We start from the raw sequence: 10,919 nt of genomic DNA, 5'->3' as shown, positions 1-10,919 counted from the left end.
CACCCCCTGCGCCGCTTCGCGTCTTCCCCCTCTCTCGCCTTCGGCGAGAGGGGGACCGTCCCTGTGGCCCGGCAAAGCCGGTTCCACGGGACGACTGGTCTGGGGACACGCGCTCCGACAACGGGCTCTGCACGCTGCTCTTTGCTTGTATGGCGTCGGCATTGGTCGCCGGCTGCTCGGGTCGGGACATGGGCAACGAATGGTTTCCCTTGCGCGAAGGCGACGAGCAGACGCTGGCCGTGACCTACCGCATGGACGAACCGCGCGAACCCGAGCAGTGGGTGTTGCGTGTCGAGCAGCCTTCGGTGTTCCAGGACCAGCCGGTGGCTGTGCGCCACCACTCGGCCGGCGTGAGCTACTACCTCAAGGTCGACGAACAAGGCGTGCGCCGCGTCGCCACCCGCACCGACATCGACAACGAACCGACGGCAGACCCCGAACCCGTGTGGGTGCTCAAGGCGCCCTACCAGGTCGGCACCGAGTGGACGACGGTCACCGTGCCCTACCTGCTGCAACGCCGGAACGAACACCCGCGCGACCTGAAGTACACGCACAAGGCGCAGATGACCTGGCGCATCGAGGCGGTGGACGATGTGGTGAAGCTGGCCGATGGCAGCACCCACCAGCCCTGCCTGCGCGTGGTGGGACAGGCGCGGCTGAACCTCTACACCGACCCGGTCAACGGCTTCAGCGACGTGCCGCTCATCAGCCGAGAGTGGTACTGCCGGGGCGAAGGTCTGGTGAAGCTCGAACGCGAGGAAAAAGTGCCCGCCGGCTTCATGACCGGTGGCGTGCTGAGCGCCGAGTGGGTGCGCTGAGCGCGCCCTGCCCCCGGCTCACTCGATCCGCAGCTCCTGCACCCACCGCGCCCCGGGGGTGAACGCGTCGCGGTCCATCGGGCCGTACGGCGGCACGTCCCGTGGCTCGGGAGGCACGCCGATGCGGTTGAGGTCCACCGCCTGCGGTGTGCCGACCAAGGCCGAGGGCGTGACCTCGAAACGGAACAGCACGCCGTTCCAGAGCTTGGCGCCGAAATCGGCGGGCTGTTTGTAGAAAAACAGCAGGCTGTGTTCCAGCCAGGCCAGGTCGGTGGCACTGACGGTGCCGGGGTGAGGGTACGGGTAGGGCACGAAGCAGGTGATTTCCTGCGCAGCGGGCAGGCACTTGAACTCGCGCATGGACAGAAAATGGTCGCGCATCACCCGCGGGTCGATGCGCACGCCGAAGCGGGCGACAACGCCGCCTGGCTGCGGCGTGAAGTTGACCGTGCCGATGCGCGTGCGGACATGGTCTTTGGTGACGGCGATGAGGGCTTTGTCGCCCTGCAACTCAAAAGCCTGTGCAACCGCGGGTGCCAGCCAGGTGGCGCCCGCGCACAACACACACCAGACCGCGCTTGCGCGCGGCCTGTGCTGCGTCACTGGATGGTCAGCACCCACTGGGCCAGGGTCTTGATGTCGGCCGCGCTCATGCCCGGGTGGGCCGGCATGGGAATGCGGCCCCACTTGCCCTTGCTGCCGTTCTGGATCGACTGGGCCAGCGAGGCCGCGGCGTCCTTGTCGTCCTTGTACTTGGCGGCCACGGACGCGTAGGCCGGACCGACCACTTTTTCCTGGTTGGCATGACACGAATAGCAGCCATTGGCCTTGGCCAGTTCAATGGCGGCCGCAGCGTCCAGCGCGTGGGCCGATCCGCTGGCGGCAGCCAGCACGGTAGCGGTGAGGATGAGAGATCGCATGGCAGATCCGACAAAAAAATCAAACAACAGGAATCGGGTCGAAAGCGGGCAAAAAGAAGGCGGCGTCAACCGTTCGCACACAGTGCTGCGGCCGACACCGCCCCATACATGGCAGGGCCCCCAGTCTGTTCAGACCGTCCCCTGCCGCCGCTGAAAAATCACTTCATGAGCTTGAAGGTCCAGACGGAGCCGCCCTGTTCGAGGAAGTTGACCTTCTTGGCCACTTCGCCGCCCCACTGCGGAACCGCACCACCCCAGCCGGAGACCACGCTCACGTACTGCTCGCCACCTTCGGTCCAGGTGATGGGAGGCGCCACGACGCCAGAACCCGTCTGGAACTGCCAGACCACCTTGCCGGTCTTGGCATCGGCGGCCTTCAGGTAACCCTCAGGCGTGCCCCAGAACACCAGGTCGCCAGCCGTCAGCACGCCACCCCAGAGCGGGGCCTCGTTCTTGACTTCCCAGGCCACCTTGCCGCTCTTGGGGTCGATCGCGCGCAGCGAGCCGATGTGGTCGAGGAACAGCGGCTTGATGGTGAAGCCGGCGCCCAGGTAGGCCGCGCCCTTCTTGTAGGTGATGGGCTCGTTCCAGATCTCCATGCCCCATTCGTTGGTGGGCACGTAGAACAGGCCGGTCTTGGGGCTGTAGGCCATGGGCATCTGGTTCTTGCCGCCCAGGAAGCCCGGTGCCGAGAACACCGACTTGCCCTTGGCACCGTCGCCACCGGCGGCGGTCGGGTCGCCCGGGCGGTTGGCCGGGTCGAAGTTCGGACGGCCGGTCTTCAAGTCGATGCCGGTGGCCCAGGTCACCTTCTTGACGAACGGGAAGGCGTTGAGCAGCTTGCCGTTCTCGGCGTCCATCACGTAGAAGAAGCCGTTGCGGTCGGCCTTGGCGCCGACGCGCTTGCCATCCATGTCGAAGGTGATGAACTCGTTCACACCGTCGTAGTCCCAGCCGTCGTTCGGCGTGGTCTGGTAGTGCCACTTGATCTGGCCCGACTTCACGTCGATGGCGACGGTGGAGGCGGAGTAGAGGTTGTCACCCTTGCGCACGTGGCTGTTCCAGGGGCCGGGGTTGCCGGTGCCGAAATAGGCCAGGCCGGTCTTGGGGTCGTAGGTGCCGCCCAGCCAGGTGGCCGCGCCGCCGGTCTTCCAGGTCTCGCCCGGCCAGGTGGCGTTGGTGGTGCCGGTGATGCCGTTTTCCTTGCCGTCCTTGTAGCCCATGTGGCCTTCAACGACGGGGCGGGTCCAGACCATCTTGCCGGTCTTGGGGTCGCGCGCTTCCACGCGGCCGACCACGCCGAACTCGCCACCGGACACGCCGGTCAGCAGCAGGCCTTCGGCGATCAGGGGCGCGGCGGTGTAGCTGTAGCCGGCAGAGTAATCGTCGATCTTCTCGCGCCAGACCACCTTGCCGGTGTTCTGGTCCAGGGCCACCAGTTGCGCGTCCAGCGTGCCGAAGATGACGAGGTTGTCATACAGCGCGGCGCCGCGGTTGATCACGTCGCAGCAGGGCATGATGCCCTCGGGCAGGCGGTGTTCGTACTTCCAGAGCTTCTTGCCGGTCTTGCTGTCCAGCGCGTAGATGCGCGAGTAGGACGCGGTGACGAACATCTTGCCGTTGTTCACCAGCGGCTGGCTTTGCTGGCCGCGCTGCTTCTCGCCACCGAACGACATGGACCACACCGGCACCAGCTTGCTGATGGTCTTGGCGTTGACGTTGGTCAGCGGCGAATGGCGCTGGCCTTGCGTGCCCAGGCCCCAGCTGACCACGTTTTCCGGGGTGGCAGCGTCGTTGGCGATCATCGCGTCGGTCACGCCCTGGGCGCCAACGTGCGCCGTGGCGGCCATGACCAAAAGGCTCAATAGGGTGCGTTTCACTGTGTGTCTCCTGCTCGTGCGTGAGGTTGATGTGGCTATGGCTTGGCTGTCGTGCCGACCGGCTGCTCACTGTGGGTTTCCCTCCAGCCTGTGACGGGCACGCTCGGATAAATGGCAACTTCTGTGCCAGTGACACCCCTAGGGTTTTCACGGACGTTTTGAGCGGTTTGAAAGGCCCTCCGGCATCGCGTTCACCCCTGAAGGGGCGGCGCCTGGAGCAGCGGCTGTGACAGTGTTCAGAAATGTCGCAACCGGTGTCGCACGGGTGTCTGCGACGGACTGCAACAACCGGACAGCAGCCCCCTGTTCAGCGCCCGGCGGGTGTGCCCGCCAGCGCGCGCTCCTCGTACCGCGGGTACCACTGCGTCAGGCTGCGGTGCAGCTCGGCCGGCTGCGCAGCCCATCGGGCAAAACGCTCGGGCGCGGGTTGTCGCAGCACCTCGGCCAGGTCCAGGCCGCGTTCGGCGCTGCCCTGCATCTGCGCCGTGAGCCACTGCAGCCAGTCGCGCGTCTGGCGGATCCCGGCGGTGCCCTCGTGCACCGGACCGTGGCTGGGCACGACGGTGCGGAACTGCCCGGCCGCGTGCCACTGGGCGAGCTGGTCAAGGCTGACGGTCCAGCGCGCGAACTGCGCGTGCGGTGTGGTGGGCACGCGCTCGGCAAACACCAGGCCGCCGGCGAACAGCACGCCGGTGGTGTGGTCGATCAGCACCAGGTCGTCGGCCGTGTGGCCTTCGAGCCGGCGCAGCTCCAGCCGGTGGCTCCCCACCTGCAGCGTCTGCGGCAGGGACTTGGGGTCCAGGGCTTCGCGCGCGGGGGTGGACTCGGTGCCCTTCATCCAGTCGCCGCACAGGCGATAGAGGTTGTCGGCGTAGGCGCGGCCTTCGGCCTGCATGCCGGCCACGCTGCCGGCCAGCGCCTGCGTGGGCGTGTCGGCCCAGGCCTGGTGGCCAAAGAAATAATCGGGGTGCAGGTTGAGCGCGATCACGCGGCGCACGGGTTCGCGGGTGATGCGTTCGATGGCGCGGCGCTGCTGCTCGCCGTACAGGCGCGAGGGGCCGGTGTTGATGACCACCACGCCGTCGCCGGTGACGATGAAGCCAGTGTTGATGATGTTGCAGCCGTTGGCGCGGCTGAAGTCGGCCACCTCGCCTTCGATCACCCAGGTGCCGGGTGCGATCTGGCGGGGTTTCAGGTCGTAGTCCAGCCGCGCCATGTCCGGCGTCGAGGCGAACGGCGGCACCGGCAGGTTCTGCGCCCCTGCCCCCACCGCTGCCAAGCACAGCCAAGCCAACAGCCCGAGCTTCATGCCGCCACCTCGGCGTCGATGCGGTTGCCGTTGTTGTCACGCCCCACCAGCCGGAAGGCCGGTGGCGAAGCGGTTGGCAACTCGAAGGTGATGAGCGGGTTTTCCGACACCGGCTCGTGCAGCGCGATGCGCCACCAGGCCTGGCCGCCCGGGTCCTGCAGTTCCAGCTGTTCAATGTGGAACGCCGGCACGCCGGCCACCAGCCCGGTGTCCATGGGGTGCATCACGCGCAGGCGCAGGCGGCGGCTGCCGTCGATCACGTTGTTGAAAAAGCGCGCCTGCACCTGGCCCAGGGTCTTGCTCCACGAGCCGTCCGCCCGCGTGAGGCCCGGCACGGTGCAGCCGCCGCCGGCCGCCTGCACCCAGGTGCTGCCCACGTGCCACTGGCCATCCTTCGTCTGCACAAAGGCGCGCACCGGCGAGGCCTGTTCCATGCGGATGCGAAACGCCAGCATGGGCAGCGCGCGCAGCGGCTCGAAGTCCAGCACCTGCCGCACCGGGTTGCGGTCCACCGACACCTTGATGCGCGCGACCCCGCCACCCACCTGGTCCAGACCCCGCGCGTCCACCAGCAGCGGCACATTCATCGCATCGTCGGCAAAGGCCGGCCCTTTGACCAGCACCTGATCGGTGAAGCGCGCACGGGCCTTGCCGATGGTCTGCTCGCGCAGACTGGGGTACTGCATGGACCCCAGCGGGTCGCCGCCGGTCTGGTCGTCCTGCGCGAACGCTGGAACGGCCACCAGCGACATCGCTGCCTGCAGCCATTGACGGCGAGTTCCGGTCAAGCGCATCACACTGTCTCCTGTTGGGGGCTTCAGCCACCCGGCTTCTTGCGAACCCAGCCGCGTTGGGGGTCGTAGCCCCACAAGGCCATTCCGAAAAACACCACCGTACAGCCCAGCACCACCGCCCAGGCGATGCCGTTGAACTGCCCGTACATCGCAAACCGCATCGCCTCGACAGCGTGGGTGAAGGGGTTGGCCTCGGCCAGCTTCAGCAGCCACCAGGCACCGGACTCTTCCAGCTTCCACAGCGGGTACAGCGCCGGGCTGATGAAGAACATCGGGAAGATCACGAAGTTCATGGTGCCGGCGAAGTTCTCCAGCTGCTTCACATAGACCGACAGCACCAGCCCGACCGAGGCCAGCATGACCGCGCCGCACACCATGGCCAGCAGCAGCGCGGGGAGGTGCGTCAGCGGCACCTCGACCCCGAAGGCCCACGAGATCATCAGGAACACCGTCATCTGCAGCACCGACAGCGCCGTGCCCGCCAGCAGCTTGAAAGCCAGCAGCCAGCCGCGCGCCAGCGGTGCGGTCAGCAACAGGCGCATCACGCCCATCTCTCGGTCGTAGACCATGGACAGCGAACTCTGCATGCCGTTGAACAGGGCGACCATGCCCAGCAGGCCGGGCACCATGTATTCCTTGTATTCGACGTAGGTCTCGTACGGCGGTGCGATCGCCACGCCGAACACGTTGTGGAACCCGGCCGAGAACACCACGAACCACAGCAGCGGCCGCACCAGGGCCGAGCCCAGACGCGAGGGCTGGCGCAGGAAGCGCCCGATCTCGCGCCCCACCACCGCGCGCAGGGCACGCAGCAAATGCGGCAACAGGGCCGGCGCCGGGTTCAGGGTCGTTGCTTGCATGTGCTTTCCGCTTCATCCACACCCAGGGTGTCCATCACTTCCTTGGGGTGCAGCACACCCTCCAGCGGCGCCACACCGATCACGCCGTCCACATGGCTCAGGAAGATCGGCTGGCGCAGCTGGCCGTCCCAGGCGCGGAACGACAGGCGCGGCCCCTTGAAGCCGTCCACCGCCACCGGGCCGCCGCGCAGCGCCTTGAGCTGCTGCGCAATGCTGGCCTTGGGCAGATCAACCAGCACGGTGGCCACCGCACGGCCCGCGATCCAGGCGGCCCAGTCGTGGCCGGTCATCGGGCGCTGGTGTTCCTTGGCAAAACGGCGGCTGAGCTGTGGGCCGCCGTTGCGTTCCCACAGCGGGTGCCAGGGCACCGCCACCAGTCCGGCGGCACCCACCACCGGGCGCGGCAGCTGGGTGGCGTAAGGCACGGTGCGGGCGAACTCGCCGTCGCTGTCCAGCACCGCCACCACCTCGTGTTCGCGGTCGCTGCTGGTGAGCAGGCGCACATTGCCCAGCTCGCGCTCGCGCGGGTCGCCGGTCAGCTTGAAGGGTTTGGTCGACGTGGCCTTGACGCCGTAACGCTTGGCCGAGCGGTTGAAGGCCTCGGCCATCAGCGCATCACCCGGCGAGGCGCCTTGCAGCACCAGCGCCTTGCGCCAGTTGCGCGCGGCCAGGTACTGCGCCAGCGCGTCGCTGAGCATGGCGCGGCTGGGCACGGTGTGCAACAGGTGCGCCGCGCACTGGGCACCGCGCAGCGCGTCGTCGTCGGCCGCCGCGTTGAAGACGATGGCACCACCCAGCGCCGCCGGCGCGGCCTGCACCAGCGCGCGCAGCTCGGGCGCCGGCAGGTCGGCCACCAGGTGCTGCACTTTCGCCGCTTTCAGCTCGGCCAGCACCTTGGTCAGGCCCGCCACGTTGGGCAGCACCACGTCCTTGACCACCAGCTGGATGCCGGCGGCGTCCAGTTCAAACGCCGAGTCCTCGGCCGCGAGCTGCACCCCGTCGATGGCGCGCCCGGTCGGGTGCCCGGGGTAGGCCTTCTCCAGGCGGCGCGGCGCGTGGCGCGGATCGCCGTCGAGCGACACCACCGCGATGGTGACCTTGGTGGCCGCGAACGCAGAGAACGCAAGGGTCCCCATCAACGCCAGAGCGACAGAGCGACACAGCCGCTTCCAGGGCTCCTGCGGAACTGGCTTTGCCAGGCCGCAGGGAGCGCCCCCCTGGGGGGGTATGCGGCTACGCGACGCGAGCAAGCAACGGGGGGGGGTCACAAGCTCTGTCATTTCGAGACAAGGATGGTGTGCGGCACGCGTCCGGCCGGCACCGTCTTGACCGACTTGCCGCTGGCCGTGTCGATCAGCGTCATGTCGTCCGATAGGCCGTTGGCGACGAACAGGGTCTTGCCGTCGGGCGTGAAGCCCAGACCCCAGGCGCGCTTGCCGACCAGGATCTGGTTCTTCACCGTCTTGGTGGCCACGTCCACCTCGGCCACGTGGTTGGCGCGGCCCAGGCCCACCCACATGCTATTGCCGTCGGGGCTGATCGCCATGCCCACGGGCGTGATGTCGGCGTCGCGCATGCCCTTGACCGCGAACTTGATCTTCTGTTTCTCGGTGTGGGTCTTGGTGTCGACCACGCTCACGGTGGAATCGAGTTCGTTGGTGACCCACAGCTCGCTGCCATCGGGCGACATGACGAAGCGGCGCGGGCGCTTGCCGACCTTGATGTTCTTGGACACCTTCTTCGTGGCCAGATCGATCACGTGGACCACGTTGGCCACCTCGGACGTGACGTAAGCCGTCTTGCCGTCGGGCGTGACCAGCACACCCTCGGGCTCGCCGCCGGTCTTCACTTCAAACAGCGGCTTCTTGGCGACGATGTCGTAAGCGCCCAGCACGCTGTCGTCTTCCACCGACACGTAGGCGGTCTTGCCGTCGGGGCTGAGATCGAACATCTCGGGGCTCTCGCCCAGCGGCACGGTGCCGACCAGCTTGCCGCCAGCCACGTCCACCACGCCCATCGCGTTGCTGTCGCCGCAGATCACATAGATCTGCGATCCGTCTGCATTGAAGGACATGTCGCGCGGGCGCTTGCACACGTCGATGGCGGCCAGTCGGTCACCCGTTGTGTTGAACACGTAGAGCCTGTTGTCTTTTTCGCTGGACACATAGACCTTGCCCTGGGCCCAGGCCGGGACAGCGATCGCGGTGCTGGCCGCACACAGGGCGGCCAGGAAGGGGCGCAAGGAACGGGTGGCGCGAAGGGCCATGGAACTTGTCTCCTGAAAGCTGTTGTGGTGAAAGCGGCGCAAATTCGATGCCAGTCCCGATTGGGAATGGATATTGCCTGCGCACCTTGAAAACCGGCCCGAAAGACACCCCGGCGCCGGGGAAAACCCTGAGACAACACGCCTGCCGCCATGGTCCGACGCCACGCCCCCGCCCTGCACTGTCCCAATTCGCAACACCCCGGTGTCACACGCCGGCACTGGCTGGGCTGGGGCCTGGCGCTGGCCGCCACGCCCATGGCCTCGGCCCATGCGCAGGCGCCCTTCCCCAGCAAACCGGTGCAGCTCATCGTGCCCTGGCCCGCGGGCGGCCAGACCGACCTCACCATCCGGCTGCTGGCCGAAGAGGCCGAGCCCCTGCTGGGGCAGCCGGTGGTGGTCATCAACAAGCCCGGCGCGGCCGGCACGCTGGTAGCGCCAGCCCTCAAGGCCGCCGAGCCCGACGGCCACACCATCGGCCAGGTGCCCATCACGGTGTACCGCCACGCGCTGATGAACCACGTGCCCTGGGACCCGGTGACCGACCTCGCGCCCATCCTGCAGGTCTCGGGCGTGAGCTTCGGTCTGCTGGTGCCCGCCAGCAGCCCGTTCAAGACTGCGAACGAGCTGATCCAGTGGGCCATCCAGCACCCGGGCGAGCTCATCCTGGGCTCCACTGGTATCGGCACCACGGCCCACCTGGCCATGGAAGAAATCCTGCTGCAACACAACGTGAAGTACGTGCACGTGCCTTACAAAGGCACGGCCGACCAGATGCTGGCCATCGCCAGCGCGCAGATCATGGCCGGCGTCAACTCCACCGGGTTCGCGCCGTGGGTGGACAAGGGCCAGATGCGCCTGCTGGCCACCTTCAACGCCGCGCGCAACCCGCGCTGGCCCGACGCGCCCACGCTGCGCGAGCTGGGTTACCCGCAGGCGGTCTACACCTCGCCCTGGGGCCTGGCGGCGCCGGCCGGCACGCCCGCGGCCGTGGTGCAGAAGCTGCACGACGCCTTCCACAAAGCCATGCTGAGCCCGCGCCACACCGAGGCCCTGGCCCGCTACGATCAATCGATCGATTACCTGAACACCCGCGACTACCGCCAGGCCGTGCTGGCCACGGTGGAACGCGAGAAAAAACTGCTGGCGCGCATGAACCTGCTGGCCCCGCCCAAAACATGACCGCTGTTCCGACCCCCGCCGTGCTGCAAGCCAGCGACCTGCACAAGGCCTACAACGGCAAGCCCGCGCTCAAAGGCGTGAGCGTGGCCCTGCGGCCCGGCGAGATGCTGGCCCTGCTGGGTCCCAACGGCGCCGGCAAGTCCACCCTGCTGCAGCTGCTGACCGGGCTGTTCACGCCCGACCAGGGCAGCATCACCGTGCTGGGCCACGACATGCGCGCGCACCCGGCGCGCGCGCTGGCGGGCCTGGGCGTGGTGTTCCAGCAGAGCGCGCTCGACCTGGACCTGAGCGTCATGGCCAACCTGCTGTTCCACACCGACCTGCACGGCCTCCCTCGCAAGACCGCGCACGAACGCATCGCCGCGCAGCTGGCCGCCATCGGCCTGCAGGACCAGGCCAAGGCCGTGGTGCGCAGCCTCTCGGGCGGCACGCGGCGCAAGGTGGAACTGGTGCGCGCCCTGCTGCACGCGCCGCGCGTGCTGCTGATGGACGAAGCCACCGTGGGCCTGGACCCGGCCTCGCGCCAGCAGCTGCTGGACACGGTGCGCGGCCTGTGCCGCGACCAGGGCCTGGCGGTGCTGTGGGCGACGCACCTGATCGAGGAAGTGAAGACCGCCGACCGCCTGCTGCTGCTGCACCAGGGCACGGTGCGCTTCGACGGCCGCATCGACGACTTCATGGCCGCGGCCGAAGGACCGGACTTTCAAACCGAGGTGCTCAAGGCGCTGCAAAAACCTGGGCTGTAGAGCGACGATCCGGCGCAGCGGCGGAGCGTGGGGCAGGCAGCTCAGAACCGGTAGGTCGCCATCAGGCCCACACCCCACTGCCGGCCCGGCGCGGGCTCGAAGAAGCGGCCGTTGCCGTCGTTGGCGATCACCGAACCGAAGTAGGCA

Annotated in this window: 11 protein-coding genes and 1 pseudogene; 3 read left to right on the top strand and 9 right to left on the bottom strand. The window is 67.9% G+C overall.

Features of this window, described 5'->3' with window-relative positions; genetic code table 11:
• The first annotated feature begins 188 nt into the window (after window positions 1-188).
• Window positions 189-818 carry a hypothetical protein gene (locus ACR2JA_RS05305; RefSeq protein WP_434008065.1) on the top strand — a complete coding sequence of 210 codons (630 nt, stop codon included), beginning with the start codon at window positions 189-191 and terminating at the stop codon, window positions 816-818.
• 18 nt (window positions 819-836) lie between these two features.
• On the opposite strand, the gene ACR2JA_RS05300 is transcribed toward ACR2JA_RS05305, so the two are convergent.
• The 8 genes from ACR2JA_RS05300 to ACR2JA_RS05265 form a co-directional block, all read right to left on the bottom strand.
• Window positions 837-1,328, bottom strand: coding sequence for a hypothetical protein (locus ACR2JA_RS05300; protein ID WP_434008064.1), 492 nt, complete (start codon window positions 1,326-1,328; stop codon window positions 837-839).
• A gap of 89 nt (window positions 1,329-1,417) precedes the next feature.
• Window positions 1,418-1,738 carry a c-type cytochrome gene (locus tag ACR2JA_RS05295; RefSeq protein WP_434008063.1) on the bottom strand — a complete coding sequence of 107 codons (321 nt, stop codon included), beginning with the start codon at window positions 1,736-1,738 and terminating at the stop codon, window positions 1,418-1,420.
• A 158-nt stretch (window positions 1,739-1,896) separates the two neighbouring features.
• Complete coding sequence (locus ACR2JA_RS05290; RefSeq protein WP_434008067.1) at window positions 1,897-3,588, bottom strand: PQQ-dependent methanol/ethanol family dehydrogenase; 1,692 nt, start codon at window positions 3,586-3,588, stop codon at window positions 1,897-1,899.
• Between the two features lie 337 nt (window positions 3,589-3,925).
• On the bottom strand, window positions 3,926-4,927 hold the full coding sequence (locus ACR2JA_RS05285; protein ID WP_434008062.1) for a quinoprotein relay system zinc metallohydrolase 1: 1,002 nt from the start codon (window positions 4,925-4,927) through the stop codon (window positions 3,926-3,928).
• Entirely contained in the window at window positions 4,924-5,721 is a 798-nt protein-coding gene (locus tag ACR2JA_RS05280; protein ID WP_434008061.1) for a quinoprotein dehydrogenase-associated SoxYZ-like carrier, read from the bottom strand. The genes ACR2JA_RS05285 and ACR2JA_RS05280 overlap by 4 nt, the downstream gene beginning before the upstream one ends.
• Before the next feature lie 23 nt (window positions 5,722-5,744).
• Entirely contained in the window at window positions 5,745-6,581 is an 837-nt protein-coding gene (locus tag ACR2JA_RS05275) for an ABC transporter permease (RefSeq protein WP_434008060.1), read from the bottom strand.
• Window positions 6,563-7,717 (bottom strand): branched-chain amino acid ABC transporter substrate-binding protein, encoded by a 1,155-nt coding sequence (locus ACR2JA_RS05270; RefSeq protein WP_434008066.1) that lies wholly within the window; start codon window positions 7,715-7,717, stop codon window positions 6,563-6,565. Before ACR2JA_RS05270 ends, ACR2JA_RS05275 begins: the two co-directional genes overlap by 19 nt.
• A gap of 140 nt (window positions 7,718-7,857) precedes the next feature.
• The gene (locus tag ACR2JA_RS05265) at window positions 7,858-8,847 is read right to left on the bottom strand and encodes a PQQ-dependent catabolism-associated beta-propeller protein (protein WP_434008059.1); all 990 of its coding nucleotides are present in this window, start codon (window positions 8,845-8,847) and stop codon (window positions 7,858-7,860) included.
• 150 nt (window positions 8,848-8,997) lie between these two features.
• On the opposite strand from ACR2JA_RS05265, the gene ACR2JA_RS05260 reads away from it, so the two are divergent.
• Both ACR2JA_RS05260 and ACR2JA_RS05255 read left to right on the top strand, forming a co-directional pair.
• Window positions 8,998-10,026, top strand: coding sequence for a Bug family tripartite tricarboxylate transporter substrate binding protein (locus ACR2JA_RS05260; protein WP_434008058.1), 1,029 nt, complete (start codon window positions 8,998-9,000; stop codon window positions 10,024-10,026).
• The gene (locus ACR2JA_RS05255; RefSeq protein ID WP_434008057.1) at window positions 10,023-10,772 is read left to right on the top strand and encodes an ABC transporter ATP-binding protein; all 750 of its coding nucleotides are present in this window, start codon (window positions 10,023-10,025) and stop codon (window positions 10,770-10,772) included. The genes ACR2JA_RS05260 and ACR2JA_RS05255 overlap by 4 nt, the downstream gene beginning before the upstream one ends.
• Before the next feature lie 41 nt (window positions 10,773-10,813).
• On the opposite strand, the pseudogene ACR2JA_RS05250 reads toward ACR2JA_RS05255, so the two are convergent.
• A pseudogene (locus ACR2JA_RS05250) lies at window positions 10,814-10,919 on the bottom strand (TonB-denpendent receptor); the annotation flags it as partial.

Origin of the sequence: Hydrogenophaga sp., from assembly GCF_051007235.1 — a bacterium.
Lineage (GTDB): Bacteria > Pseudomonadota > Gammaproteobacteria > Burkholderiales > Burkholderiaceae_C > Hydrogenophaga.
This window is presented reverse-complemented; position numbering and strand designations above follow the sequence as displayed.